23 protein-coding genes are annotated in these 26,622 nt (G+C 68.9%); 15 read left to right on the top strand and 8 right to left on the bottom strand.

The annotated features are described in order from the left end of the window. The first annotated feature begins 224 nt into the window (after positions 1-224). The 4 genes from dcd to AB0F91_RS15970 all read left to right on the top strand — a co-directional run bounded on the left by dcd (position 225) and on the right by AB0F91_RS15970 (position 8,435). Positions 225-806 (top strand): dCTP deaminase, encoded by a 582-nt coding sequence (gene dcd, locus AB0F91_RS15985; protein ID WP_220245217.1) that lies wholly within the window; start codon positions 225-227, stop codon positions 804-806. A gap of 820 nt (positions 807-1,626) precedes the next feature. After that, a complete protein-coding gene (locus AB0F91_RS15980; RefSeq protein ID WP_360598221.1) occupies positions 1,627-2,046 on the top strand; it encodes a hypothetical protein in 420 nt (139 codons plus the stop codon). Positions 2,047-2,831: 785 nt separating this feature from the next. Beyond that, positions 2,832-3,017: a hypothetical protein gene (locus tag AB0F91_RS15975; RefSeq protein ID WP_360598219.1), complete on the top strand. Its 186-nt coding sequence runs from the start codon at positions 2,832-2,834 to the stop codon at positions 3,015-3,017. A gap of 63 nt (positions 3,018-3,080) precedes the next feature. After that, positions 3,081-8,435: a hypothetical protein gene (locus AB0F91_RS15970; protein ID WP_360598218.1), complete on the top strand. Its 5,355-nt coding sequence runs from the start codon at positions 3,081-3,083 to the stop codon at positions 8,433-8,435. A gap of 302 nt (positions 8,436-8,737) precedes the next feature. Here AB0F91_RS15970 and AB0F91_RS15965 read toward each other — a convergent pair whose 3' ends face one another. After that, entirely contained in the window at positions 8,738-8,986 is a 249-nt protein-coding gene (locus AB0F91_RS15965; RefSeq protein WP_360598216.1) for a hypothetical protein, read from the bottom strand. A gap of 40 nt (positions 8,987-9,026) precedes the next feature. Between AB0F91_RS15965 and AB0F91_RS15960 the strand changes: the two genes are divergently transcribed. Continuing rightward, a complete protein-coding gene (locus AB0F91_RS15960; protein WP_360598214.1) occupies positions 9,027-9,374 on the top strand; it encodes a CAP domain-containing protein in 348 nt (115 codons plus the stop codon). A gap of 7 nt (positions 9,375-9,381) precedes the next feature. Here AB0F91_RS15960 and AB0F91_RS15955 read toward each other — a convergent pair whose 3' ends face one another. From AB0F91_RS15955 to AB0F91_RS15940, 4 genes are all read right to left on the bottom strand, one after another. Beyond that, positions 9,382-10,383 (bottom strand): cation diffusion facilitator family transporter, encoded by a 1,002-nt coding sequence (locus AB0F91_RS15955; RefSeq protein ID WP_360598213.1) that lies wholly within the window; start codon positions 10,381-10,383, stop codon positions 9,382-9,384. Between the two features lie 26 nt (positions 10,384-10,409). Further along, positions 10,410-10,871 carry a DUF742 domain-containing protein gene (locus tag AB0F91_RS15950; protein ID WP_360598211.1) on the bottom strand — a complete coding sequence of 154 codons (462 nt, stop codon included), beginning with the start codon at positions 10,869-10,871 and terminating at the stop codon, positions 10,410-10,412. A 571-nt stretch (positions 10,872-11,442) separates the two neighbouring features. Then, positions 11,443-11,631 (bottom strand): hypothetical protein, encoded by a 189-nt coding sequence (locus AB0F91_RS15945; protein WP_360598209.1) that lies wholly within the window; start codon positions 11,629-11,631, stop codon positions 11,443-11,445. 409 nt (positions 11,632-12,040) lie between these two features. Next, on the bottom strand, positions 12,041-14,341 hold the full coding sequence (locus AB0F91_RS15940; protein ID WP_360598207.1) for a (Fe-S)-binding protein: 2,301 nt from the start codon (positions 14,339-14,341) through the stop codon (positions 12,041-12,043). 178 nt (positions 14,342-14,519) lie between these two features. Between AB0F91_RS15940 and AB0F91_RS15935 the strand changes: the two genes are divergently transcribed. The 3 genes from AB0F91_RS15935 to AB0F91_RS15925 all read left to right on the top strand — a co-directional run bounded on the left by AB0F91_RS15935 (position 14,520) and on the right by AB0F91_RS15925 (position 15,955). After that, positions 14,520-14,846 carry a multidrug efflux SMR transporter gene (locus tag AB0F91_RS15935; RefSeq protein WP_360598206.1) on the top strand — a complete coding sequence of 109 codons (327 nt, stop codon included), beginning with the start codon at positions 14,520-14,522 and terminating at the stop codon, positions 14,844-14,846. After that, positions 14,843-15,403: a TetR family transcriptional regulator gene (locus AB0F91_RS15930; protein ID WP_360598205.1), complete on the top strand. Its 561-nt coding sequence runs from the start codon at positions 14,843-14,845 to the stop codon at positions 15,401-15,403. Before AB0F91_RS15935 ends, AB0F91_RS15930 begins: the two co-directional genes overlap by 4 nt. Before the next feature lie 111 nt (positions 15,404-15,514). Next, complete coding sequence (locus AB0F91_RS15925; RefSeq protein WP_360598203.1) at positions 15,515-15,955, top strand: GNAT family N-acetyltransferase; 441 nt, start codon at positions 15,515-15,517, stop codon at positions 15,953-15,955. Positions 15,956-15,972: 17 nt separating this feature from the next. Here AB0F91_RS15925 and AB0F91_RS15920 read toward each other — a convergent pair whose 3' ends face one another. The 3 genes from AB0F91_RS15920 to AB0F91_RS15910 form a co-directional block, all read right to left on the bottom strand. Next, complete coding sequence (locus tag AB0F91_RS15920) at positions 15,973-16,788, bottom strand: IclR family transcriptional regulator (RefSeq protein WP_360598201.1); 816 nt, start codon at positions 16,786-16,788, stop codon at positions 15,973-15,975. 244 nt (positions 16,789-17,032) lie between these two features. Then, positions 17,033-17,941, bottom strand: a complete 909-nt coding sequence (locus tag AB0F91_RS15915; RefSeq protein ID WP_360598199.1) for an amidohydrolase family protein — start codon at positions 17,939-17,941, stop codon at positions 17,033-17,035. Positions 17,942-18,100: 159 nt separating this feature from the next. After that, the gene (locus tag AB0F91_RS15910; RefSeq protein WP_360598198.1) at positions 18,101-18,640 is read right to left on the bottom strand and encodes a YbhB/YbcL family Raf kinase inhibitor-like protein; all 540 of its coding nucleotides are present in this window, start codon (positions 18,638-18,640) and stop codon (positions 18,101-18,103) included. A gap of 171 nt (positions 18,641-18,811) precedes the next feature. On the opposite strand from AB0F91_RS15910, the gene AB0F91_RS15905 reads away from it, so the two are divergent. The 7 genes from AB0F91_RS15905 to AB0F91_RS15875 all read left to right on the top strand — a co-directional run bounded on the left by AB0F91_RS15905 (position 18,812) and on the right by AB0F91_RS15875 (position 25,650). Then, a complete protein-coding gene (locus AB0F91_RS15905; protein WP_360598197.1) occupies positions 18,812-19,585 on the top strand; it encodes a DUF4097 family beta strand repeat-containing protein in 774 nt (257 codons plus the stop codon). A gap of 28 nt (positions 19,586-19,613) precedes the next feature. Beyond that, on the top strand, positions 19,614-19,856 hold the full coding sequence (locus tag AB0F91_RS15900; protein WP_360598196.1) for a hypothetical protein: 243 nt from the start codon (positions 19,614-19,616) through the stop codon (positions 19,854-19,856). Then, on the top strand, positions 19,853-21,250 hold the full coding sequence (locus AB0F91_RS15895) for an alpha/beta hydrolase (RefSeq protein ID WP_360598194.1): 1,398 nt from the start codon (positions 19,853-19,855) through the stop codon (positions 21,248-21,250). The genes AB0F91_RS15900 and AB0F91_RS15895 overlap by 4 nt, the downstream gene beginning before the upstream one ends. 184 nt (positions 21,251-21,434) lie before the next feature. Beyond that, positions 21,435-23,294, top strand: coding sequence for a molecular chaperone DnaK (gene dnaK / locus AB0F91_RS15890; RefSeq protein ID WP_360598192.1), 1,860 nt, complete (start codon positions 21,435-21,437; stop codon positions 23,292-23,294). Then, positions 23,291-24,001, top strand: coding sequence for a nucleotide exchange factor GrpE (gene grpE, locus AB0F91_RS15885; RefSeq protein ID WP_360598190.1), 711 nt, complete (start codon positions 23,291-23,293; stop codon positions 23,999-24,001). Before dnaK ends, grpE begins: the two co-directional genes overlap by 4 nt. 33 nt (positions 24,002-24,034) lie before the next feature. Beyond that, a complete protein-coding gene (dnaJ, locus tag AB0F91_RS15880; RefSeq protein WP_360598188.1) occupies positions 24,035-25,210 on the top strand; it encodes a molecular chaperone DnaJ in 1,176 nt (391 codons plus the stop codon). Positions 25,211-25,215: 5 nt separating this feature from the next. Beyond that, entirely contained in the window at positions 25,216-25,650 is a 435-nt protein-coding gene (locus AB0F91_RS15875) for a helix-turn-helix transcriptional regulator (RefSeq protein WP_220245238.1), read from the top strand. Positions 25,651-26,622: the final 972 nt, after the last annotated feature.

Raw genomic sequence — 26,622 nt, 5'->3', positions numbered from 1 at the left:
GCTGACGGGTGCGGCTGGGGTTGGGCGGCTCGGCGCGCGGAGCGCACCGTTGCGCCCGGGGTGGGTGTCGGGGCCGGAGGGTGCGGGAGTTGCGTTGCCGGCTGGCGGTGAGTGGGGTCAAGCGCGGGGTGGACGTGGCTGGCAGCGGAGGTTTCGACGGGCGCAGAGATCGGCGGGAATGGGCGGATGGTGGGTGCGCGCCGTGGTGACGTTAGGCTGCGTCCGTGCTGCTCAGTGACCGTGACCTCCGCAAAGAGCTCGATGCCGGCCGGCTCGGGATTGATCCGTTTGATGCCGCGATGGTGCAACCGTCGAGCATTGATGTGCGGCTGGATCGGTTCTTCCGGGTGTTCGACAACAGCAAGTACACGCACATTGACCCGCAGCTGCAGCAGGACGAGCTGACCTCGCTGGTGGAGAAGGAGGGCGAGGAGCCCTTCGTGCTGCACCCGGGCGAGTTCGTGCTTGGGTCGACCTACGAGATGGTCACGTTGGCCGACGACCTCGCGGGCCGGCTCGAAGGCAAGTCGTCGCTGGGGCGGCTGGGGTTGCTGACGCACTCGACCGCGGGGTTCATCGATCCCGGCTTCTCCGGGCACATCACGCTCGAGCTGTCGAACGTCGCGAACCTGCCGATCACGCTGTGGCCGGGCATGAAGATCGGCCAGCTGTGCATCTTCCGCTTGTCCAGCTCGGCGGAGTTCCCGTACGGCTCGAAGGAAGCGGGCTCCCGCTACCAGGGCCAGCGCGGCCCGACGCCGAGCCGGGCGTACAAGAATTTCCACCGCGTGGACACCTGGCGCTAGACCGCCGCACGCGCCGCCCACTCGATGCGGCGACCCGGGCCGTCGCGCCTGATGCCCGGGTTCGTCACTGTGGTGTGTTGGTGAGGGCACGCAGGTTCCATGTCTCGCGTGTCGGCGCGGGTTTTCCGGATCGGGTCTCAGTGTGGCTCAGACGGCGTTTTCGGCGCCGCGACGAGGTCGAACGCTTGTTTGATCGGGCTGAGGTGGCGGAGTGGGAAGACCTGCCGTTTCGGCCTGCCCGTGCTCATGCGCGGAGCTTGGACGGACGGGTTCGGGTACGTGGACGTGCAGCTGTGGCTGAACCCACTGCCGGCGGGGTATCGGGACAGTTGCTCGACGTGGTGCTTGCCCGCGGCGCCGGCTACACCGTGGTCCACCGTGCCGTTTGGCCTCGATGAAGTCGCTGAGAGGGTTCCGCTCGCGCTTGGATCTGCCAGAAGCAGTGCAGGTCGGTGAGCCGTTGCACTGCTCGCACATGCTCACTGCGTTGGGGGGAGTGGGTATGGCCGACGTCGGCACAGGGCCGCGTGCGGCATCTGAGTGACGGTGAGGGGTGACAGTCTTTCCTCGAGCTAACGGTATGCCGCAGTGTCACTACGGCTGGAACAGAGGTGGCGGGCAGTGCCCCCGGTGCGATCAGTATGTTCGCTGCGGGGAACAAGGGTCTCTGCAGCGAGGTGGTCATCAAGAACGGCTGTGTGCCGGACCAGCAAGAAGGGCAACGTTGTGTCTGTCTTCGAGAGAATTTTCCGGGGAATTGACCCGGCCTCGCAGAGCGTCGCCTGGGATGAGGTAGAAGACCGGCTGAATTTCACTTCCGTTGGACTACAAGGAGTACGCCGGATTATATCCGGCGTTGAACATCGATGAGTTCATCAATGTTCTTCATCCAAATTCTGGCAATCCCTTCGTGAACTTGATTCAGGCTAATATTCGGATTCGTGAGATGTGGTCGATGATTTACGCGCAAGCGGACGGCGATTTCCCGCATCCGATCTTCCCTGCGGCCGGCGGGTTGTTCCCGTGGGCATACAATGACGACAACGGGTACTACTTCTGGAAAACCGGAGGTGATCCGTCGTCGTGGACGGTGGTCGTGGTTGAGAGCCTGCAATGGTGGGAGCACCCCGGTGGGTTTGGAGATTTTCTCAGTGGGTGGACGGCGGGAACGGTCGTCTCGCCAGTTCTTGAGGAAGGCGTCTCCGGTCCCGACTATTCGGTCAGAAGAATCTCTGAATAGGTATTCGAGCAGACGGTGGCGAACGTTGGGGCACCGAAGTGCAGCAAGTACGGGTTCGTCCTGGACCCCTTGCTGTGTCCGGAGTGGGCCGCCCGCGGCGTGGTCGGGTCGGGAGTGCCGGGGCGTCGACTGCGTGGACGCCTGGCGATAGGCAGACACCGGAGCCGCCCAGTCGATGCGGTGGTTCCACATGAATGCGTGGGGATCGTCGCCGCCGGTGTTCTTCATCGCGCGCCGGAGGAAGAAGTCGCGGGCGATGCGGCCGACGAAGCCCGGTGATTTGTTGGTCGCGCGCGGGACGTTGGCGAACCACCACCGAACCGTCCGGGTGCACCACGTGCGCGAAGAACACCTTGCGGCCGAACACCATGTGCCTCACGCCCGACTCGTCGTCGAGCCGCGCGCCCCGTGGTGAAACCGCCCGTGTTGAGCAGCGGCACGTACCGCGGCGCCGGCGCGGCCGGGGCGAGGATCCGGCGCACGGTCGAGCGCAGGCCGTCCGCACCGATCAGCAGGTCACCGGCCTCCGTCGAGCCGTCCGCGAACACCGCGGTGACCTCGGACGACGTCTGCAAAGCGTCCGCGAGCCGCCGGCCGAACTCGGTGCGCACCCCCGCGTCTGGCGGCCTCCTCGCGCAGCGCGACGTAGAGGTCCGAGCGGCGCACGGTCTGGCTCACCGTGCCGTCGGGCAGCGGCCGGCGTCGATCACCGCGTTGATCGACCGGCTGGAGCGCAAGCCGATGGTCACCCGCTCCCCCACCCGGACGATCGGTGGAAGGTGCTCGTGGCTGTCGAGGAGGAGACGATCGAGCGCGCTGAGTCGCTGTGGGGCCACATCGTGGCCGCGACGCGCGAGCTCGCGAACGACTACTCCGAAGGTGAACTCCGAACGGTGATCGGGTTCCTAGAAAGACCCGCGGCGGTCACCCACGAGTCGACCTTGCGCCTCACCCGTCGCTCGCTGGAGTGAGTTGCCGCCACGGCCGGGTTGGAAAACGCGATTCGTTCACCGGTTCGTGGAAAGCTCGCGGACATGGGCTCGGCCGGGAAACGTCTGCTCGCGGTACTCGGCCTACTGGCCATCTTCGTCGTGCCGGCGCACGCGGACACCGTCAAGGGATTGCAGCAGAATTACCACCAAGTGGTGTACGGCGATTTCCTCTACGCCGGCAACAGCGTGGTCGAGTGCGCGCCGAGTGACGCCGACTGCGCGAAAGTCGCCATTCGCGAGACGAAAAAGCCCGCTGGCGGTTTCGCACTGCGATGGTCCGATGTGGACTCCGATGCGAGCACGTTCGACTCCTCCACCGCGTCGGTCACGATCCCACCGGACGCGAGGGTCGCGTTCGCGCGGCTGAGCTGGGGCGGCACGAGGACGGCGTGCGCGAGTCCCGCCGGCGCACCGAAGACGCAGGCCGTGCGGTTTTCCGTCGGCGCAGCCAAAGCCGACGTCACGCCCGGGTCCTATGCCGAGGACGCCAAGTTGTACTCCGCCTACGCCGACGTGACCGGTCAGTTCGCGACGGCCCCGACCGGCGCGCCGCTCACTCTCACCGCGGCCAACGTCTGGACCACCGCCGGCCGCGGGTGTGGTTGGGGCTGGTCCGTCGCGATCGTCTTCTCCTACCCCGCGCGCGATCCGCAGTACGCGCCGGCCAAGCGCGCGATTTACGTGTACGACGGCCACGTGCCGCAAGGCGCGAACGGCCCCGCCACGACCACCACCATCACCGGATTCCGCGCGGCCTCGGCCGACGCCCACGTCGGGGTGACCGCCGAAGGCGGCGACTGGGGTACGACGGGTGACCACTTCCTCATCAACGACAAACCCGTCGCCGAACCCGGCACCGGCGCGTCGGACAACTTCTTCGTCGCGAGCACCGACAACGCCGTGAAACCCGGCGTCAAGAACACCTTTGGCATCGACGCGAAGGCGTTCAGCAGCGACGCCGTGCCCAGCGGTGCGACCAGCGCGAAGCTCGCGTTCAGCACCACCGGCGACGATTTCGTCGCGCAGAACCTCGTGTTCTCCGTGCCCGTGCCGGATCTGCAGCTCGAGACCCACGCCGATCCGCCCCGCGCGCACGCCGGCGACCAGGTCACCGTGACGGTCGGCGTCACCAACCCGAACGACACGGCCGCCACCGGCGTCGAGGTGACTGACGAGCGCTTTCCCGCCTGTGCCAAGAAGATCGGCCAGCTCGCCGCGGGCGCGACCACGGGTTACCAGTGCACGGTCACCGCCCCGGACGACGACGTCACGAGCGCAGCGAAGGTCACCGGCACCAGCACGCTCGGTGACGCACTCGACGGCAGCGCCACCACTCGCATCGACGTGCTGCACCCGGCGATCACGCTCGCGCAGCAAGTCGACAAGGCGGCTTATCGCGCCGGGGACCCGGTGACATTCACGGTCACCGCCACCAACACCGGTGACGTGTCGCTCCACGACGTCGCCGTGACGGACGCGAAGGTCGACGCGTGCGCGCGCACGATCGGGACGCTCGCGCCGGGCCAGCACACCACCGGGACCTGCACGGCAAACGCGCCGGTGCCCGACACCAGCGCTTCCGTTGCCGGCACCGATCCGCTCGGCAAGACGGTGACCGCCAACGCCGAGCTCAAGGTCCCCCTCATCGCCCCCGCGCTGGACGTCACCAAGACAGTGGACCCCGCCGTCGTCCACGCCGGTGAGCCGGTGACCTGGACGATCACCGTGCGCAACACCGGCGACAGCCCACTGAACCCCGTGGTCGTCACGGACGCCGCCACGCCGGGGTGCGCTCGCACGTTCGGCGCGCTCGCCGCGGGCGAGCAACAGAGCTTCCCGTGCGTGGCGAACCCGGCGCTGACCACGACGAACACGGTCACGGCGACCGGCACCGACCTGTCGGGCCAGCCCGTCACCGACACCGCGTCGGCTACGGCCAAGGTGATCCACCCGGCGTTGTCGCTCACGAAGACGGCCGCGCCCGTGCAGGTGCGCGAAGGGGACCGCGTGACCTTCACCGTCACGCTCAAGAACACCGGTGACGCGCCGCTCGACGACGTCGCCGTGGCCGACAACCGCACACCCGGCTGCGTGCGGAAGTTCGGCACGCTCGCCCCGCAGGCCACGCAGACTTACCAGTGCGATCTGCTTGCCCCGGGTGACGACTTCACGGATCCCGCTGTCGCGACCGGCAAGGATGAACTGGGCAAACAACTCAGCGTGACGGCCGACGCCCCGGTCGACGTCATCCACCCCGCCGTCGCGGTCACGGAATCCGCCGCGCCCGCGCAGGTGCGCGAGGGGGACCGCGTGACCTTCAGCGTCACGGTGAGCAACACCGGTGACGTCGAGCTGGACGATCTCGCCGTGACCAGCAGTCAGGTTCCCGACTGCGCCAAGCAGCTCGGCGTCCTGACACCAGGCGGAAAGCAGGCCTTCACGTGCACCACGGTGGCCGGAAAAGACGGCTTCACCAACTCCGTGACAGCCACCGGAGCAGACCCGACCGCCCGCACGGTCACGGCCTGGGCCGACGCGAAGTTCACCGTGCAGCACCCGGCCGTCACCCTCGGCACCACCGTCCAAGGTGGACCATTTCGCGAGCACGACATCGTGCCAATCCAGGTCACTGTCAAGAACACCGGCGACACCCAACTAACGAAGCTGCACGTCACCACCGCATCCCGCGCCGACACCTGCGCGCAGGACCACGACACCCTGGCACCCGGTGCCGCCTGGACCTTCACCTGCACCACCACGGCACCGGCCGACGACGACACCGAATCGCTCACCGTCACCGCCACCCCGCCGACGGGACCGCTCGTGACGGCGAGCGCGGAAGCCGCCATCGACGTGATCCACCCGGCCGTCGCCGTCACGCAGACGGTGGCACCGACGGTCACCAGGCCCGGCGAACCCGCGACGTTCACGATCACCGCTACCAACACCGGCGACGCCGAACTGCACGACCTCACCATCGAAGACCCCGCAGCACCCGAATGCGCCCGACGCCTCGGAACCCTGGCCCCGCAGGCGAAACAGACGTACACCTGCACCCAATCCGCCGGCGACGACCTCACCAGCACCGCGAAGGCCACCGGCGCCGACCCGTCGAACCGCCCGGTCACCGCGACCGCCGACGCGCACCTCGACGTGATCCACCCCGCCGTCACGATCACCCAGTCGGCCAAGCCGCAGCAAGTGCGCGAAGGGGACGAAGTCACCTTCACGATCACCGTGAGCAACACCGGCGACGTCCCGCTCACCAAAATGTCCATCGTGGACGACAAGACCCCGGCCTGTGCCCGCGCCGACGGCACCACCCTTGCCCCCGGCGCCACCGACCACTACACCTGCACAGCCCATGCCGGCCCCGACGGCTACACCAACACCGCGAAAGTCGCCGCCACCGACCCACTCGGCGGCACGGTCACGGCGACGGCCGACGCCGCGTTCACCGTCGTCCACCCCGGCCTTGCGCTCACCCGCGCCGTGCACGGCGGTCCCTTCCGTACCGGCGACGCCGTGACCACGACACTCACCGTCACCAACACCGGTGACTCACGCGTCACCGCCGTGCGAGTTACCGACGACCAGACGCCGACGTGCGCGAAGACCTTCGACACCCTCGCCCCTGGTGCGAACCAGTCCTACGACTGCACCTCACCCGCACCCGCCGACGACACCGTGCTCACCGCCCGCGCCACCGGCACCCCCACCACCGGTCCGGCGCTCACCGCAACCGCCGACGCGAAGATCGACGTGATCCACCCGACGCTCGCCGTTAAACCCGTTGCCGCCCAGGCACAAGCGCGACCCGGCGACGACGTCACGATCACCGTCACCATCGCCAACACCGGCGACACCCCGCTGACGAACCTCACCCTCACCGGCTGCCCTCACACTGAGAACCAACTGGCCACCGGCGCCGCCGCCACCTACACCTGCGCCGTCAAAGCCGCGCCCGACGACTTCACCACCACCGTCAACGCCACCGCCAACGACCCGACTACCCGCCCCGTGACCGCGTCCGGCACCGCGAACGTCGACGTGATCCACCCCGAGCTCGCGATCATGACCGACGCCGAGCCGTACCAGGTCCGTGAGGGCGACACCGTCACGTTCTCCGTGCTGGTGAAGAACGTCGGCGATGTCCCACTCACCAAAGTGTCCGTTGTGGACGATCACATCGCCGCCTGTACCCACGACGTCGCCACCCTCGCGCCCGACGCCGAGGAGACTTACACCTGCTCCACCGTCGCGGGCAAAGCCGGTTTCACCGGCACCACCGAGGCCACCGGCACCGATCCGACCCAGCGCACCGTGACGGCATCGGCGCAAGCGTCGTTCGAGGTGCTGCAGCCGAAACTCACCGTCACGAAGACCAGCACCGAAGGTCCCTTCGCTCCCGACGAGTCCGTGCGCTTCGACCTCGTGCTCACCAACACCGGCGACACCGAACTGCACGACGTCCACGTCACCGACCTCCAGGCCCCGGAGTGCACGCGGACCTTTGCGACGCTGCCCGTCAACGGCATCCAGCGCTACCTGTGCACCACCACCGCGACCGGCGCCACCACCGACATCACGCAGGCCACCGCCACCCCGTCCCGCGGCGCCCCCGTCACCACCACGGCGACCAACCCCGTTCCCGTGATCCACCCCGGGCTCGCCGTCGCGACCGATCACCTCAACCAGCCCATCCGCCCCGGTGACCCCGTGACGTACCTGACCACGGTCCGCAACACCGGAGACGCCGAGCTGCACGATGTGACCGTTCGCGCCCCCGACCCGGCCTGCGCGTTCACACTGCCCGGCCTCGAGCCTGGCACCGAAACCCTTCGCGCCTGCACTCTCACCGCCGAATCGACGGCCATCACCGACACCACCGCCACCGCCCAAGACCCCGCGGGCCACCAGCTCACGGCGACGACCACCACGACCACCGACGTCGAGAACTCCACCGTCCCCGAGCGAGTCCAACCCACTCCGCGCCCAGCCCTGAACCTCATCGAACGAGCCGACCCCACGGCCAACCCGGGCGACACCGTCACATTCCTCGTGACCGCCGCCAATACCGGCACCACCCCGCTCACACTCGACGGTCACCGTCTCGGCCCCGGCAGCCGGCGCGAATGGACCCGCACCGCCACCGCACCTCGCAGCGGCACGCTCACCGACACCGTCGAAGTCACGGCCCAACCCGAAGCCGCGAACCCGCTCACGCTTCGCGCCGCCGCCACCGTCCGGATCATCGCCTCCCATGCGCGAACGACCGCGCGAATACAGCCGATCCCCGGCCCCGACCCCGACCGAACGAGCTACGCGGTAGTCAGCCTTGCCCTCCTCGCCGCGGGCGCGCTCCTCCTGCGCGTCACCCGCAGACCACGAGCGTGAGCTGAGTCTCCCATCGGCCGACGATCGCGTACAAGACCGGGAGATCACCACCCCCTGCACCAGGAAACCCCCGCCGTCACGTGATCATTTCCCGTGCTTGATCAAATAGAGCACTGCGCCTTCAGGGGTAACGGTCGTAATCGGTTCGTGATAGTTTCCTCGCCCGTGTCCCCCATTGGTGCGCGCGGTCGAGTGGTTTTGGTGTCACTGAGTGTTCTTCTTGGCGGTTTCTCCGCCGCTGGAGGGACGGCGTGGCTCCACGCCAGACCCAGCGTGGCGACGCTCGGTAGTGTCGCTGCAGGTCAGTCCGACCCGCTGTCCGGCGTGCCCTCGGTCGATCCGTACGCGAAGCAGCCCTCGTCGTCCACTCCTGGCGGCGGCACCCCGGTGCCGGGCACGGGCGGCACGAGCGGCACCCCGACGTCCGGCTCGATCGCCCCTGCGACGTCGGCTTCAGCCAGCCCCGACCCGGCGTCGACGACCGCGTCCGACACCCCGAGCTCCGACGCCCCCGCGCCCCCGAAGCCGCCGGCCACGCCAGCGTCGACCACCCAGCCCCGCACCACGAACCCGTCGACCGCCGGTCAGGTCGTGGACCTCGTGAACGACGAGCGCGCCAAGGCCGGCTGCGACCCCGTCGCCGAGGAGCCCCACCTCGACCAGGCCGCGCAGGGTCACAGCGACGACATGTCGGCCCGCAACTACTTCTCGCACGACACGCCTGAGGGCAAGCACTTCGACGAGCGCATCCGCGACGCCGGCTACGGCAAGCCGGGCGCCGAGAACATCGCGAAGGGCGCGACGAGCGCGAAGCAGGTGATGCAGCTGTGGATGAACTCCAGCGGCCACCGCGCGAACATCCTCAACTGCTCGCTGACCAAGCTCGGCGTCGGCGTGACCACCGACGGCTGGTACTGGACGCAGGACTTCGGGTACTGAAAACCCTCTAGGAACCCTCGATCGGCCGCGTGCTCAAGTCGCCGTAGCGCGCCAGCACCGCCGCCCGCAGGTTCGGATCCGACCGCGGTACTGGCTCGATGAACACCTCGGTGACGTCGTGGAACTCCGCGGTCAGCTCACCCGCGATCCGCACGCAGGCGAACTCGACGTCGGCCGCCCCCAGCGAGTCGTCGAAGTCCACGCGGGCGCACACCAGCACCTGGTCCGTGCCCATCAGCATCGTCTGCAGGTCCACCAGCGCCTCGATCTCCGGCGCCGACGCGAGGTGGTCACGCACTCCGCGCACGATCCGCGGGTCCGCCTGACGGCCCACGAGCAGGCCCCGGTTGGTCCGCCCCAGCAGGTACGCGACGCACGCCAGCAGCACGCCGATGAGGATCGACGCGATGCCGTCCCACACCGACGAACCCGTGAGCTGGTGCAACCCGATGCCGGCGAACGCGAGCAGCAGGCCGATCAACGCTGCCGAGTCCTCGAACAGCACGGTCTTCGGCGCCGGGTCGTCGATCATGCTGAGGTAGGTGAAGAACGAACGCCGCTCCTGCCGGGACTCCTTGCGCACCTGCCGGATCGCCTGCAGCCACGACACGCCCTCGAGGACGAATGCGATGCCCAGCACCGCGTAGCCGACGATCGGGTCCGTCTGCTCTTCGCTTTCGCCGAACACGGTGGTGAAGCCCTCGTACAGCGCGAACATCGCGCCCGAGGCGAAGATCGAGACGGCAGCCAGCAGCGACCAGAAGTAGCGCTCCTTGCCGTAGCCGAACGGGTGGACCCGGTCGGCGGGGCGCTCCGAACGTTTCAGTGCCGTGAGGAGCAGGACCTCGGTGATGGTGTCGGCCAGCGAGTGCGCGGCCTCCGACAGCATCGCGCCCGAGCCGGTGATGATCCCGGCGATCAGCTTCAGGATGGCGATGGCCAGGTTCACGCCGCCGGCCAGCAGCACCGTGAGAGTGCTCTCGCCGCCCGATTCCTCTTGCTCGCTCACGCGCAGAAGACTAGCCGCGCGGTGGGTCAGAGTCGGTTGAGACCCGAAAGCACGCGCTCCATCAACGCGATCGCCGGCCGGTCGTCCTCTTTGCGCTGCGGGGCGTGGATCGTCACGAGGCCGAGCTCGGCCAGGTCGTCGAGCAGGATCCGCGCGACGCCGAGGGGAACGCTCAGCGTCGCGGCCACCTCGGCCACCGACCGCGGGTACAGGCACAGCGACCGCACGATCCGGAACTCGCCCTTCACCTGCGGCGTGTTCCAGCGCGGGTCCTGGGCGTTGGCCTTCACGAGCGCCTCGACGGCGAGGTTGCGGCGGGAGCGCGTGCGGCCGCGAGTGAGGACGTAGGGGCGGACGAGCGTCCGCGGGCCGGGAACCGGTGACGGGTCGGAGACCCAGCCGTCGCCCGCCACGGGCTCGCCGGCGAGCTCCTCGGGCACCTCGCTCGGCCAACCGGGTTCGGGGGTCCGGCCCGGCGCGACGCTCACTCGCCCGGAAGGCGGAAAGGGTGTGCCCGGGTGGCCGGTGTAGCCAGGTCCGCTGTACCCGTTCACCACGTCGCGCCCCCTCGGGTCGGTCGCCGAATTCGCTTCCCGCAAGCGGCGTCGGTCGCGAGAAACCGAAGAATACGCCCGTTGTCCTGTCTGTCATCGCCAATGTGACGAAGCCGGTCCAGTGGTGCAGGAAATGTGCACGGTAAACGTTTTCGTTCGATTTCCGGTACGTGGGTGCCGTTGCTGTCAAACGGTTACCGGAATTTCCCTTCGGGCGGCGAAGACCAAGATGATCGGGGTGGTAATGACGAGGATCGTTTGTTCGATCAGTGCGATCGGATTCCCGGTGGCAGAGAGCAGGCCGACTCAGCAGTACGTGACGAGTGCGCCTGCTGCCAGGGAAAACGCGGGCGGGCCGCAGCGCAGGGCGCACGCGAATACGGCTGCTTCGAGTGCCGGCATGAGCGACCGTGCCCCACGAATGGAGCAGTGCGGTCTTGTCCACCAGGTGGAATGCCGTGCTCGCACCGAGCCCGACGGCGAACCCGGCCCACGTCCCCGCGTGTCAAGGGATCGAACGGGGAGGCGCAGGCAACACCACGAGCGCGACGGCCACCACGGCCGCGATCGGCGAGACGATGCTGCAGACCGCGTGCAACGTCAGGACGAAAACCGTCCACTGGCCATCGATGCCGAGCACGGGGACGTGTGCGGGGCTCAGCAGGTCGAGGCCCAGGTAGTGGGGGCTGAACAACGTCTGCGTGAGCAGGCTTCTTCAACGACACCGAAGGCCGGCGCGAACGTGAGGATCGTCGGCCAGCCACGGCCGCGGCGGCGCGCGAGCTCGCGGACCAGCACCGCGGCCGATCCGTAGCACGCCACGAACATCGCGAACATGCCGAGCTGCTGCCCGAGTTCGGGGCGGCCCGGCGAGGTACTGGTCACCCAGGAGGAACTCGGCGCCGAACGGGGAGAACAAGGCGAGTGCGGCGACGGCGGACTTGCGGAATGGCATGAAGTGATCGTTTCGCTGTGCGAGCATTCGCACACGGGCCGTAAATCACGACTGTCCCCATGACAAATGTCGGGGCCGGGAACGGCCGAACGCCCCTTCATGACCGTTGTTGATCGTGAAAGGGGCGTTCATTCCAGTTTGATTCGGGCTATTTGTCCTCGTCCGGCAACGGAGTGCCGGTCGCCTTCTCGTCGGTCGGCACGTCGGGCTTGCTCGTGAGGTCGGCGTCCGACTCGCCCTCGAGCGACGGCGCGCCCGCCGCCACCAGCGCCGGCTCCGGCTTGCGCTTCACGGAGGTGAGCAGCAGCTGAGCCACGTCAACGACCTCCACGCGCTCGCTCGCGATGCCGTCGCTCTGGCGCGCGGTGACGCCGTCGGTGAGCATCACGCGGCAGAACGGGCAGCCGGTCGCGATCTTCGACGGCGCGGTGCCGAGCGCCTCGTCCACGCGCTCGACGTTGATCCGCTTGCCGATCTTCTCCTCCATCCACATCCGCGCGCCGCCGGCACCGCAGCACATGGACCGGTCGCCGTGGCGGGGCATCTCGCGCAGCTTCGCGCCGGAAGCGCCGACGAGCTCACGCGGAGCGTCGTAGACCTTGTTGTGGCGGCCCAGGTAGCACGGGTCGTGGTAGGTGACGTCCTCCGCGACGGGCGCGACCGGCGTCAGGTACTTCTCGCGCACCAGGCGGTTGAGCAGCTGCGTGTGGTGCACGACGTCGAACTGGCCGCCCAGCTCCGGGTACTCGTTGGCGAGCGTGTTGAAGCAGTGGGCGCAGGTCACCACGACCTTGCGCGCCTTGCGCTCGCGGCCCTCGAACACCGAGTTGAGCACCTCGACGTTCTGCTGCGCCAGCATCTGGAACAGGAACTCGTTGCCCGCGCGACGCGCCGGGTCACCGGTGCAGGACTCCTCCGAGCCGAGGACGGTGTACTTCACGCCCGCGATGTGCAGCAGCTCGGCCACGGCGCGCGTGGTCTTCTTCGCGCGGTCCTCGAAGGCGCCGGCGCAGCCGACCCAGAACAGGTACTCCGCGTCACCCAGGTCGCCGTCGAACACCGGCACCTCGAAGTCGAGGTCCTCAGTCCACTGCAGACGATCCTTGGCGTTCTGGCCCCAGGGGTTGCCCTTGTTCTCCAGGTTCTTGAACATGCCGTTGAGCTCAGTCGGGAACGACGACTCGATCATCACCTGGTAGCGGCGCATGTCCACGATGTGGTCGACGTGCTCGATGTCCACCGGGCACTGCTCCACGCAGGCGCCGCACGACGTGCAGGACCACAACATGTCGGGGTCGATGACGCCACCGTCGTCCGCGCCACCGATCAGGGGGCGCTCGGACTCGGCCAGCGCCAGCACGTCGATGCCCGCGTGGGGGTTGTCCCCGGTCAGGCCGATCTCATCGCCGGCCATGTCACGCTTGCCGCCGGCCAGCAGGTACGGCGCCTTCGCGTACGCGTGGTCACGCAGCTGCGTGATCAGCAGCTTCGGCGACAGCGGCTTGCCGGTGTTCCACGCGGGGCACTGCGACTGGCAGCGGCCGCACTCGGTGCACGTGGAGAAGTCGAGCCAGCCCTTCCAGCTGAAGTCCTCGACCTTGCCGACGCCGAACGTGTCCTCGTCCGGATCGGCTTCCTCGAGGTCGAGCACCTTGCCCTTGCTCATCATCGGCTTCACCGCGCCGAGGGCGACGCCGCCGTCGTCCTCGCGCTTGAAGTAGATGTTGAAGAACGCGCTGAAGCGGTGCCACGCGATGCCCATGGTCATCGTGCGGGCCACCACGATCAGCCACACCGTGGCGCTCATCAGCTTGATGAACGCGAACACGGACACGAGCGCGGCACTGGAAGGCAACGCGTGTGAGAGCGGGTTCGACACGAAGGCGGCCCACGTCGGCGTCTCGTGCACGCCCATCGCGGCCTTCGCCGCGCGCACGCCGATGATGCCGATGCCCTCGATGATCACCACGGCCTCGACGAAGTAGGCCCACTTGAAGTTCGAGCCCGCGAAGCGCGACTGCCGGTCGGCGCGGCGGGGGTGGTTGGCCTGGCGGATGAGCACCAGCCCGATGCCGCCGACGATCGTCGCCACGCCGAGCAGCTCCATGAGCAGGCTCCACAGCGACCAGTCCTCGAGGACCGGCCAGCCCCACGTCGGCACGAACACCTCGCCGTAGGCCTCGAACAGCGCGAGCGACCCGATGAGGAAGCCCCACATCACCATCCAGTGCCACGGCGCGACTTGTCGGAACTTCGCCATGCGCGTGTGCGCGGCGAACTCCTTGATCAACGTGCCGAGCCGCGGCATGAACGGTCCGTTGCGCGTCGGGTCGGGCTGGCCCAGCCGGATCACCCGCACGAAGCGGGCGATGGTGGCGATGAACAATCCCCAGGCGACGATGCCCAGGAGGACAGAGATCCCCCCGAGCGTCAGCTCTACAGCGCCCATCGTCGGGTGCCTTTCGTCCGGTGTGGTGGTGCCGGTGCGTGTGCGCGGGTCACAGCCCCGGTGCCGAGCAGGGTAACGCTTCTTACTGATGGGTAACTGGTTGGCAGCGCCCAAGTCCCACCGATGTGGTGCACGCCTCGCTGTCTAGTGAGACGATCGTTCAGGTAGTTTCGTACTCATGGGTGCTTACTTGTACCTCGCTTTGGCGATCGCCGCAGAAGTGACGGCCACCGTTTCCCTGAAGCTCTCGGAGGGCTTCACCAAAGTCTTGCCGTCCGTGCTGGTCGCCGTGGGGTACGGCGTAGCGTTCTTCGCACTTTCCCGCGTGCTGAAGTCGGGGTTGCCACTCGGCATCGCGTACGCGGTGTGGGCCGCCGTCGGCGTGGCGCTCGTGGCGATCATCGGGGTCCTGTTCCTCAAGGAACCGCTCAACCTGGTGATGGCCGGTGGGCTCGTGCTCGTGATCGGCGGGGTGGTGCTGATCGAGGTCGGGAGCAACCAGTGAGGATCCAGGTCGACGGCCGCAAGGCGCGCGGGGAGAAGCGGCGCGCGGAGATCATCGCGGCCACCCTGCGGGTGATCGAGCGTGACGGTGTCGCCGGCGTCACGCATCGTACAGTGGCCGTGGAGGCCGACGTGCCCACCGCGTCGACGACGTACCACTTCGCCTCGCTCGACGACCTGCTGGTGGCCACGCTCATCTCCTGCGCGCGCGACATGGCCACCGAGGTCTACTGGATGATCGACCGCGCCCGTGCGCGCGGCAGCCGGGGCGCCGAGGAGGTGGCCGGCCTGCTGGCGGAGGCCCTCGGGCCGCGCCGCGGGCGCACGATGGCCGAGTACGAGCTGTACCTGCTGGCCGCGCGCAAACCCGAACTGCGCCCGGCCGCACGGCGCTGGCTCGACGTGCTCACGTCCATGGTCCGCCACGACGACGAGGTGGCGTTCCGCGTGTTCCTCGCCGGCATCGACGGCCTGCTGATCCAGGGCCTGATCGACGACGAGCCGCCCTCGGCCGACGAGCTGCGGCCGGTGGTCGACTACCTGCTCAAGCCGCGCTGACGGTGCTGTTGGTTACCAATCCGACCACAGTCCCGGCGGGTACAGTCGCCAGCCGCGGTCAGGTCGGGTTGCGTACCCGCCTGCTGTTGGCCGGATTGGTAACTTGCGGGGATGCGGATCGCAGGCGACTACGAACTCGACGACGACCCCAGCCGGCTCGACCTCGACGTGCTGTGGAAGTTCCTCTCCACCGAGGCCTACTGGGGTCGCTGGCGCACCCGCGATCAGGTCGAGGCAGCCGTCGCCGGGTCCTGGCGCGTGGTCGGCGCGTACGAGCGCGGCACCGGCCGTCAGGTCGGCTTCGCGCGCGGGATCTCCGACGGAGTGACGTCGGCCTACCTCGCCGACGTGTTCGTGGTCGAGGACGCGCGCGGTTCGGGACTGGGCAAGGAGATCGTGCGTGAGATGATCGACAACGGCCCGGGCGCGGGCATGCGCTGGATGCTGCACACGGCCGACGCGCACGGGCTGTACCGGCAGTTCGGGTTCGGCGAGCACACCAAGGGCCGGTTTCTCGAGCGTGAGGGTGTCGACCGGGAGTCGCTGCGATAAACCGATCGGTCGAATTTTCAGTTGTCTTTGGCGGACAACAACTTCGAGAAGTGCGCCGCCCCGGCGCGGGCGGCGCGTTCGAGATCCGGGCGGCGGTCGGCGAACTGGTGTACCGGCACGGAGAACGCGACCGCGCCCGTCACGCGTTGCTCGGTGTCGAGCACCGGCGCGGACACGCACGCGAGCTGGGGCTGGAACTCCTCGATCTCCAAGGCGATCCCCGAGCGCGCCACGGTTTCGAGCTCCGCCTCGAGGTCGCGCGACGTCACGCGGGTGCGGTCGGTGAGGCGAGGCATGCCGGCGCCGGCGAGATAGTCGCGGCGCTCGCGTGCGGGCAGCGACGCCAGCATCACCTTGCCGAACGCCGTGGCGTGCGCGGCTTCGTGGAAGCCGAAGTCGAGCGGCTGGGCGCGCGGGAACGCCGGCGAGTCGGCGACGGCCGCGACGACGACGTCGGTGTCGCGGAAGACCGTGTAGTACGCGGGCGCGCTCACGCGCAGGTGCAGCTGGTGCAGGCCGTCGCGCAGCTGGTGGTCGACGTCGAGCTCGCCGAGCAGGCTGTGGTAGAGACCGCCGACCTTGTAGCCGAGGCCGAACCCGCGGCCGTGGCCGAGGCGGATCAAATAGCCTTCGTGGACCAGCGTGTTGAGCAGGTGGTAGGTGGTCGAGAGCTTGTAGCCGGCGCGCCGGGCCACGGCCTTGGCCGCGATGCCGTCACCGGCACGGGCCACGATCTCGAGCACGCGCAGTGCGCGCTGCGCCGATCCGATCAGCCCGCTGGGTCCCTTCTCGGTGGTGTCGTCGTCGGAAAGCGGCAGGGCGGGTTCGGACACAGCGGCACCTCCGTGAACCGTTCGGCGATGAACGGGCGATCACATGCGCCCTCCACCATACGTGCTCCGAATGGCGCAAGCGGAGCACCCGGTCGGCAACGATTCCGACGCCGTCTTCGGCGCTCACGCTGACCGTCGCCCGGCTTCACCCGGTGAGATCAGTGCAGGTCGCTCGCCGACGGGCCGTGGTGACTCCGGCGTACCGCGATCTCGGCCCACTGGACCGAACGGGTGAGTCCCGGCGTCACACCGGTACTTTCGAGTTCGACCCGATCTCGTCGCTTTCGGCCGCCGCTTCGGTGGTCCCGCACCCGTCCGGCACCTCGAGGTCGTACAGGCGCGCCGCGTTGAGGCCGAGGATCTTCTTCTTCACGTCCGTGGTGAGCTCGCCGTACTCGTCCTGGAAGTCCTCCGGCATCTCGAAGTCCACAAAGGACTCAATCAGCCACTTCGGGTGCTGGAGCCCGTAGTCGCTGGCGAACGTGATCCGGTTCTCGTCCATCCAGTAGAGCAGTTCGCCGACGATCTCGGCGAACTGGCGCGGCCGGGTGAGGATGGCGGGCAACGCGAGCGCGAGGCCGGCGTACACGTTCGGCTCCTGCGTGGCGATCCAGCAGAAGTCCTGCAGCCGGGCCAAGCCCACGTGCTCGACGATGAAGCGCAGGTCCGGGAACGCCGCGGCGACCTCGTCGAGGCCGGCGGCGTCGAAGGCCGCGGACGCGTCGGCGCCGTTCGTGCTCTCTTTGCCGTCGCGGTCGAGCGCGCGCAGCGAGAGGGCGGCGTGGAGGTGGACGTTGCGGATGCCGAGCTCCTGGCACTTCTCCAGGAAGCGGTAGGAGCACGGGTCCGACAGCCGCCGGCCCGCCTGTTCGGTGGTGACGAGCTTGACGCCCTTCAGGTTCCCGGCGATCGGCTCGAGGCCGGCAACGGTGAACCGGCCGGGGTACCGCTCGGTCAACGCGCCCCCGGGCGTCGCGCCGTCGGGGTCGGCGGTGGACGCGGGCTGGAAGATCGCGTGGTCCACGTACCCGGTTTCGAACAGGTCGTGAACGATCGTTTCCTCGCTCTGGCGGCGAAACCCGTTTTCCGTCGGCGTCCAGAAGTGCACGTGACCGTCGACGATGAAGTAGCGCTCGCCGTCCTTTTCGTACATCGGTGCCGGCTCCCTTGCGGTACGAGGTACGTGCTGATGTGCAGCTTCCGATCGTCTTCCCCGGCGAGGGAGCGGGTCAACGGCAGTGATTCCACCTGTCGGAAAAACACCACAGGGCCACCGTGAGCGAACTCACGGTGGCCCTGCTGCCGGCGAACCTCAGCCCTTGTTCTCGTAGACCGCCATGATCGTGGCGCGAGCCAGGGTGTGGCCGAACAGGTTGAAGCCGAGGAACGCGGGCGTGGCGTCGCCGTCGATCTCCAGGGAGTCGACGTCGAGCGCGTGCACCACGAAGTAGTAGCGGTGCGGGCCGTGCCCCGGCGGCGGGGCGGCGCCGAGGAACTGCTTCACGCCACCGTCACCCTTCAGAGTGACAGCGCCCTCGGGCAGGCCGGAGCCGTTCGCGTCGCCGGCGTTGGCGGCCAGCTCGGTGACCGACGCGGGGACGTTGAACACGGCCCAGTGCCAGAAACCGCTCGCCGTCGGGGCGTCGGGGTCGTACACCGTGATCGCGAAGCTGCGCGTGTCCTCGGGGAAGCCCTCCCACGACAGCTGCGGCGACCGGTCTTCGCCACCGGCGCCGAAGATGCCGGACAGGTGTGGCGTCGCGAGCGTCTCGCCCTCGGCGATGTCCGTGCTGCGCAGCGTGAACGACGGCACGGACGGTAGGAAATCGTAGGGATTGGGCGATTGAGGCATCAATCCTCCTGAACGCGTTGATCTTGGAAGTCCAGTCGGGACCAGGCTATGACCCTGACCCGGGTCCCGGCACCTCAGGGATGTTTCGGGGGGTTTACCGGATGTCGCGGCACCCGCGCCCCTCTTACCGTTTGCGGCAGACGGATGAGCGGTACTGAGGGGATGGATACCATGGCACGCCCGCTTCTGGCACTGGGTGGCGTAGTTCTGATCGGCGTGGGAGTGGCCATCGCGCTCGGCTGGGGCCTGGGCAACACGGTGGAGCGCAGCGCGACGGTCTCGCAGCAGATCCGCGGCGTGAAGCTCGACGCGAACTCCGGTGACATCCGGATCCGCACCGGTTCCGGCGCGATCTCCGTGCACCAGAAGCTGCACTACAACTTCCGCGGCGAGCCGGGTGACGCCTTCCGGGTGGAGGGCGACCAGCTGGTGCTCGGCGACTGCGGCCGCAACTGCACCGCCGACTTCGACGTCGTCGTGCCGGCCGGGCTGCCCGTGACGGGCCAGGCCGATTCGGGCGAGGTGGATGTCACGGGCGTCGCGAGCGTCGACGTCACTGCCGACTCCGGCCACGCGCACGTGGCGAACGTCGCGGGCCTGGTGAACCTGCGGCTCGACAGCGGTTCGATCGACCTGCGAAACGTCGGGCCGGTGCAGCTGCACAGCGACTCCGGTCACGTGACGGCCGACGGGGTGCGCGGCCCGGTCGACGTCTCCGCCGACTCCGGCAGCGTGGAGCTGGCCCTGGCCACGCCCAACGACGTGAAGGTGCACGCCGACTCCGGCAGCGTCGACGTGCGGGTGCCGGACGGGTCGTACCGGGTGATCGGTGACACCGACAGCGGACACCGCACCGTGGACATCCCCACGTCGAACGACGCCGGCCAGCCGAAGACGCTCGACCTCAACACCTCCAGCGGCAGCGTCACCGTCAAGGCCGCCTGAACCACGACACTTTCGGGGTAAAAGTCACATGCGCAAGATCGAGAACCGGGTGCTGGCGGCCGTGCTGGCCGGGGCGGTGGGGGCGTTCGTCGTGACGGCGAGCCTCGGCCTGGCGCCCAAGCCCGAGGTGACGACGCCGGCGCCCACGCCGGTCGCCGTGGTCCAGGTGACGGCGCCGGCCGGGGACGTGCGGCTGGCGGAGACGGTGATCGTGCGGGACGAGGGGTCCCACCGCGCCGCGCGGCCGGTCGTCTCGGCTCGTCCGGCATGAAGCTGGTCGTTGCCGCTGTCCTGCTCTTCCTGCCGCTGCTCGCGGTGCCGGCTTCGGCGTCGACGACGTGGACGCCGTGCCCGAGCTCGCAGGAACCGACCGCTGAATGCGGGTTCGTCGACGTGCCGATCGACCGGGCCGACCCTGGATCGGGGACCGCTCGGCTCGCGTTGGTGCGGCTGACGGCCACTGATCCGGCGCACCGGATCGGCGCGCTGCTGATCAACCCGGGCGGGCCCGGGGGGTCCGGCGTCGGCTACACGCAGTTCGGCGCGATCACCGATCCGGTGCTGCGGCAGCGCTTCGACGTCGTGGGCTTCGACCCGCGCGGGGTGTGGTTCAGCAAGCCGACGATCGCCTGCGATCCGGAGCAGCTCGCCGACCCTGCCGTGAGCCGGTTTCCTTCCACGGCAACGCAATTCGCCGCGTTGGTCGAGCACAACCGGGCGGTCGGCGAGACGTGTCTGGCGAAGACCGGGCCGTCGCTCGGGCACGTCGACACGCGCAGTGCGGCCGAGGACGTGGACGCGATCCGCGTCGCGCTCGGCGAGCAGCGGATCTCGTGGCTCGGCGTCTCCTACGGCACCGAGCTCGGGGCCGCGTACGCCGCTGCGCACCCCGACCGTGTGCGCGCGATGGTGCTGGACGGCGCCGTCGACCACAGCCGGCCGCCGCGGCAGTCGATCGTGGAGGAGGCCGCCGCGATAGAGGACTCGCTCGTGAGGTTCGGGTCGTGGTGCGGCGCCTCGACGGACTGTGCGCTCCACGGCCAGGACGTGCTGGCCTACTACGACCACCTGGTCGCCCACGGCGCCTGGTCGAGCGGGCTAGGCCGCGTGGCCACCGGTGAGGAGCTGTCCTCGGGCGTCTACGGCTACCTCTACACAAGAGGCCAGTGGCCCGATCTCGGCCGCGCGCTGGCCGCCGCGAGCGCCGACGCCGCCCAGCTGACCTCGGCCGCCCAGTTCTTCTCGCCGAGCTACGGCATGTACCGCGCCATCGGCTGCCAAGACTTCCCGTCGCCGTTCACGAGCGTCGCGGACGTGCGCGCGACGGCCGCCGTCGTCCGGGCGGTCGCCCCGCACAGCTGGCGCTACTCGGAGTGGTGGGACTTCGCGAGCGGGTGCGCGGGCTGGCCGCTGCCGGCGAGGAACCCGCCGCACCCCGATCGGGTATCCGGCGCTCCACCGATCCTCGTCGTGGGCGGCGCCCACGACCCGGCGACACCGCTGGCGTGGGCCCGGGGGCTCGCGGCGGACGTCGACGGTTCCGTGCTGCTGACCCGCCTCGACGACGGTCACACCGGCCTGCTGAACTCCGCGTGCGCGAGAGCGGCGGAGACGAAGTACCTGGTGAGCGGCCTCACACTCCCTCGCGGCACGATCTGCCGGTGAGCCCGGGAACAAGAGCCACTACCCCTTCGTTAGCCTGATACGAAGGTTGAGTGCAGCTGACTCAAGTCTGGCTTGACGAAGCTCGCGAGGGACCGATAGAACTTGCCAGGGGCCCGCTCAAGGCGGACCCGAACGTGCAGGTCACGAACATAGCAGTAGAGCTGCCAACACAGGAGGAAGCACCATGGCGCGAGCGGTCGGCATCGACCTCGGCACGACCAACTCGGTCGTCGCCGTCCTTGAGGGCGGCGAGCCGACGGTCATCGCCAACTCGGAAGGCTCCCGGACCACCCCGTCCATCGTCGCGTTCGCCAAGAACGGTGAAGTGCTCACCGGTCAGTCGGCCAAGAACCAGGCCGTCACGAACGTCGACCGCACCATCCGGTCCGTCAAGCGGCACATCGGTACCGACTGGAACACCGAGATCGACGGCAAGAAGTACACGCCGCAGGAGATCAGCGCGCGCGTGCTGATGAAGCTGAAGCGCGACGCCGAGTCGTACCTGGGCGAGGAGATCACCGACGCGGTGATCACCGTCCCGGCGTACTTCGAGGACGCTCAGCGGCAGGCCACCAAGGAGGCCGGGCAGATCGCCGGCCTGAACGTGCTCCGCATCGTCAACGAGCCGACCGCCGCCGCGCTGGCGTACGGCCTGGACAAGGGCGAGAAGGAACAGACGATCCTGGTCTTCGACCTCGGTGGCGGTACGTTCGACGTGTCGCTGCTGGAGATCGGCGAGGGTGTCGTCGAGGTGCGGGCGACTTCCGGTGACAACCACCTCGGTGGTGACGACTGGGACGAGCGCATCGTCAAGTGGCTGGTCGACAAGTTCAAGGCCTCCAACGGCATCGACCTGACCAAGGACAAGATGGCCCTGCAGCGCATCCGCGAGGCGGCCGAGAAGGCGAAGATCGAGCTGTCGAGCTCCAACTCCGCCGGCATCAACCTGCCCTACATCACGGTCGACGCCGACAAGAACCCGCTGTTCCTCGACGAGACGCTGTCGCGCGCCGAGTTCCAGAAGATCACCTCGGACCTGCTCGACCGCACCAAGGCGCCGTTCAACAACGTGATCCGCGACGCGGGCATCTCCGTCGGCGACATCGACCACGTCGTGCTCGTGGGTGGTTCCACCCGCATGCCGGCCGTGGCCGAGCTGGTCAAGGAGCTGACCGGCGGGCGCGAGCCGAACAAGGGCGTGAACCCGGACGAGGTCGTGGCCGTGGGTGCCGCGCTGCAGGCCGGTGTGCTCAAGGGCGAGGTCAAGGACGTCCTGCTGCTGGACGTGACCCCGCTTTCGCTGGGCATCGAGACCAAGGGTGGCGTGTTCACCAAGCTCATCGAGCGCAACACCACGATCCCGACCAAGCGTTCGGAGATCTTCTCCACGGCGGACGACAACCAGCCGTCGGTGCAGATCCAGGTGTTCCAGGGTGAGCGCGAGATCGCGGCGCACAACAAGAAGCTCGGCATGTTCGAGCTGACCGGTCTCCCGCCGGCTCCGCGTGGCGTGCCGCAGATCGAGGTCACCTTCGACATCGACGCCAACGGCATCGTGCACGTGACCGCGAAGGACCTGGGCACGAACAAGGAGCAGTCGATGACGATCACCGGTGGCTCCGCGCTGCCGAAGGACGACATCGACCGCATGGTCAAGGACGCCGAAGCCCACGCCGAGGAAGACAAGAAGCGCCGCGAGGAAGCGGAGACGCGCAACCAGGCGGAGACTCTCGTCTACCAGACCGAGAAGTTCGTCAAGGACAACGAGGACAAGCTCCCCGAGGACCTCAAGGGCAAGGTCAAGACCGCCATCGACGAGGCCAACGAGGCGCTCAAGGGCACCGACTCGGCCAAGATCCGCGAGTCCATCGAGAAGCTGAACACGGCTTCGCAGGAGCTGGGCACCGCGCTCTACGCCAACCAGGGCGCTGCCGGTTCCGACGGTGCCGCTCCGGGTGCCGACGCCGGTTCCGCCGGTGGGGCGCAGGACAAGGCCGATGACGTGGTCGACGCCGAGATCGTGGAAGAGGACGAGAAGAAGTGACCCCACGACACTCCGAAGCCGAGGGCCGGGGCCCCGAGGAACCGGTGGTCGTGCGTGACCGGCGGCGGGTCGACCCGCAGACCGGTGAGGTCCGTCCCCCTGCCCCGGAAACCCCTGTCCCTGAATACAACCCCGCCGATGGGGCGCCCGCGCAGCACGCGGGCCCCTCGCTCGGCGACTCGGTGGACGACGCGGTCTCGGTCGCGTCCGACGTCGAGAAGCAGCTGGCCGAGCGCACGGCCGACCTGCAACGCCTGCAAGCGGAGTACGCCAACTACCGCAAGCGCGTGGACCGCGACCGCGAGGGCGTGGTGCTGAACGCGAAGGCGTCGGTGGTCGGCGACCTGCTCCCCCTGCTCGACGACCTCGAGCGGGCGGAGCAGCACGGTGACCTCACCGGTGCGTTCAAGGCAGTCGGCGACAAGCTGGTGAGCGGCTTGCAGCGAGCCGGTCTCGAATCGTTCGGCACGGAGGGCGAGCCCTTCGATCCGAGCGTGCACGAGGCCGTGCAGCACAACACCTCGCCGGACGTGGCGGGTCCGACGGTCACCGTGGTCATGCGCCGCGGTTACCGCTTCGGCGACCGGGTCCTGCGGGCGGCGCTGGTCGGGGTCACCGACCACGAGCCGGCCGCGGCACCGGTCGACCCGCCCGTCGGCGGCGAGCTGCCGCTGGACGGGTCGATCGATGAGCCGAACCAGCAGTAACAACCGTTTCGTAGCGAAAGGAGGAGGCACCCGATGAGTGCTCGGGAGTGGATGGGCAAGGACTTCTACAAAGAGCTGGGTGTCTCCTCCGACGCCACCGCGGACGAGATCAAGAAGGCCTACCGCAAGCTCGCCAAGGAGAACCACCCGGACGCCAACGCGGGCAACACCGCGGCCGAGAACAAGTTCAAGGCCGTGTCCGAGGCCTACGGCGTGTTGTCCGACCCGGCCAAGCGCAAGGAGTACGACGAGGCCCAGCGCCTCTTCGGCTCCGGCGGCTTCGGTGGGTTCCCGGGCGGTGCCGGTGGCGCGGGCGGCTTCGACATGGGCGACATCTTCGGCCAGGCCGGCGCTGCCCAGCAGGGCGGGTTCGGCGGGCTCGGCGACATCCTGGGCGGCATCTTCGGCCGTCAGGGCCGGGCCGGCGGGGCCGCGTCGGCCAACCGGCCGCAGCGCGGCGCCGACGTCGAGACCGACGTGCGGATCGACTTCACCGAGGCGGTCAAGGGCGCGACCCTGCCGCTGCGGCTGTCGAGCCCCGCGACGTGCTCGACGTGCGGCGGCAACGGCGCGAAGCCGGGCACGTCGCCGCGCCAGTGCCCGACGTGTGGCGGTTCGGGTCTCGTCAGCCGCAGCCAGGGCGCGTTCGCGTTCTCCGAGCCGTGCCGTGATTGCCGCGGCCGCGGCCAGATCATCGACGACCCGTGCCCCGAGTGCGGTGGCGAGGGCATCAGCACCCGCACCCGCACGCTGACCGTGCGCATCCCGCCGGGCGTCGACGACGACCAGCGGATCCGGTTGGCCGGCCAGGGCGAGCCCGGCCGCGGTGGCGCGCAAGCCGGTGACCTGTACGTGCGCGTCCACGTGGCACCGCACAAGCTGTTCGGGCGCAAGGACCTCGACCTGACCCTGACCGTGCCGGTCGACTTCACCGAGCTCGCGCTGGGCACCACGATCACGGTGCCGACGCTCGAGGGCAAGGTGTCGCTGAAGGTGCCCGCGGGTACCGCGAGTGGCCGAGTGTTGCGCGTGCGCGGAAAGGGCATTCAGAAGCGCGACGGCTCACAGGGTGATCTGCTGGTGACCCTGCAGGCGTCGGTCCCCGCCACACTGGACGACAAGGCGCGCGAGGCCCTCGAGGCCTACGCGGAGGCGATGAAGGGCCACGACCCGCGGCCTGAGGTGACCGAGATGCTCGAAGGCAGGTGAGGGTGATGTTCGGCGGAATCCCGGGACTCCCACACGGCGCGGACGAGGACACCCCCGTGTTCGTGATCTCCGTGGCAGCCCAGCTCTCGGGCCTCCACGCGCAAACCCTGCGCTCCTACGACCGCCAGGGTCTGGTCTCCCCGGGCCGCACCTCCGGCGGTGGCCGGCGCTACTCCATGCGCGACATCGCCCTGCTGCGTGAGGTCCAGCGCCTCTCGCAGGAGGACGGCGTCAACCTGGCGGGCGTCAAGCGGATCATCGAGCTGGAAAACCAGGTCGACGCCCTGCGGGCGCGGGTGCACGAGCTGACCGAGGAGCTGGCGTCCGCGTACGCCGCCGCCGAACAAGCCGCCGCCGCGGTGCACGCTTCGTACCGGAAGGACCTGGTGCCGATGAGGCAGCAGACGTCTTTGGTGGTGTGGAAGCCGAAGCGCCGCTGAGGTTTTTGTGGGGACAGCCCCTTCGCCACCGGGTGGTGGCGGAGGGGCTGTTTCGCGTTTCCGGGCGAGCGGTCGCGTCGGCGCCTGGCGGCCTCCGCGAACGGTCCCTTCGCGCCGCGGTCGGTGCACGACTGGGTCATTCATGCCGGACGGCTAGGCACGAGCGGACCTTTCGCGCGTGCGCTCCGGCCGCACGGATTCCTCGCATCGCGCAATTCGGCGCGAGCGGCGCCTTCGCCACGAGGGCGGCGTTGCGGGTGCTCCGCTGGAACAGCTGGACGTGCGCGAGTTGTCCCCTCGCGCCGGCGCGGGCGGTCCCTTTGCGCTCCGCCTGCGGTGCGAATGGTGCTTTGGCGCTCGGCTGGTGGTGCGAGTGGTCCGTTCGCGCTCGGCTGGGGGGTGAGTGGTCCTTTCCGCACCTCGCGCGGGGTTGTGAACTGTCGTTTCGTGCCGCGGCACGTGAGCGACGGGGCCCTTCATGCCGGACCTTCGGCGCGGGTGGATCTTTCGCGCTGGCGGCGCGGGGGCCCGTTCGTGCTCGGCTGGCGGTGCGCCGGTCCTTTCCGCGCCCGCGCGGGGTTGTGAACTGTCCTTTCGCGCCGTGGTAGGTGAGCGGCTGGACGGTTCGTGCCGCGCGGTTCGGCTTTGAGTGGATTGCTATCGGTGCGTGGGCGGACCGTTCGTGCTCGGCTGGCGGTGCGAGTGGATCTTTCGCGCCGGCAGCGCGTCTGTTCGTGCTCGGCTGGGGGTGCGAGTGGTCCGTTCGCGCCCGGGCGGGGGTTGCGAACTGTCCTTTCGCGCCGTGGTAGGTGAGCGGCTGGACCGTTCGTTCTGGACGGTTCGTGCCGCGCGGTCGGCTTTGCGTGGAGTGGGATTGGTGCGTGGGCGGACCGTTCGTGCTCGGCTGGCGGTGCGAGTGGATCTTTCGCGCCGGCAGCGCGTCTGTTCGTGCTCGGCTGGGGGTGCGAGTGG

The organism is Amycolatopsis sp. NPDC023774 (assembly GCF_040639695.1).
In the GTDB taxonomy this organism is placed as follows: Bacteria; Actinomycetota; Actinomycetes; order Mycobacteriales; family Pseudonocardiaceae; genus Amycolatopsis.
The sequence above is the reverse complement of the archived record's forward strand: the minus strand, read 5'-3'. Positions and strand labels throughout refer to the sequence as shown.

What these genes read in the sequence shown, in the direction of transcription:
- AB0F91_RS15910 (WP_360598198.1), bottom strand. Translation starts at nt 18,640, where the DNA reads ATGCCTCAATCGCCCAATCCCTACGATTTCCTACCGTCCGTGCCGTCG.
- AB0F91_RS15900 (WP_360598196.1), top strand. Translation starts at nt 19,614, where the DNA reads ATGCGCAAGATCGAGAACCGGGTGCTGGCGGCCGTGCTGGCCGGGGCG.
- dnaJ (WP_360598188.1), top strand. Translation starts at nt 24,035, where the DNA reads ATGAGTGCTCGGGAGTGGATGGGCAAGGACTTCTACAAAGAGCTGGGT.
- AB0F91_RS15935 (WP_360598206.1), top strand. Translation starts at nt 14,520, where the DNA reads ATGGGTGCTTACTTGTACCTCGCTTTGGCGATCGCCGCAGAAGTGACG.
- AB0F91_RS15875 (WP_220245238.1), top strand. Translation starts at nt 25,216, where the DNA reads ATGTTCGGCGGAATCCCGGGACTCCCACACGGCGCGGACGAGGACACC.
- AB0F91_RS15970 (WP_360598218.1), top strand. Translation starts at nt 3,081, where the DNA reads ATGGGCTCGGCCGGGAAACGTCTGCTCGCGGTACTCGGCCTACTGGCC.
- AB0F91_RS15895 (WP_360598194.1), top strand. Translation starts at nt 19,853, where the DNA reads ATGAAGCTGGTCGTTGCCGCTGTCCTGCTCTTCCTGCCGCTGCTCGCG.
- AB0F91_RS15905 (WP_360598197.1), top strand. Translation starts at nt 18,812, where the DNA reads ATGGCACGCCCGCTTCTGGCACTGGGTGGCGTAGTTCTGATCGGCGTG.
- dnaK (WP_360598192.1), top strand. Translation starts at nt 21,435, where the DNA reads ATGGCGCGAGCGGTCGGCATCGACCTCGGCACGACCAACTCGGTCGTC.
- AB0F91_RS15915 (WP_360598199.1), bottom strand. Translation starts at nt 17,941, where the DNA reads ATGTACGAAAAGGACGGCGAGCGCTACTTCATCGTCGACGGTCACGTG.
- AB0F91_RS15925 (WP_360598203.1), top strand. Translation starts at nt 15,515, where the DNA reads ATGCGGATCGCAGGCGACTACGAACTCGACGACGACCCCAGCCGGCTC.
- AB0F91_RS15940 (WP_360598207.1), bottom strand. Translation starts at nt 14,341, where the DNA reads ATGGGCGCTGTAGAGCTGACGCTCGGGGGGATCTCTGTCCTCCTGGGC.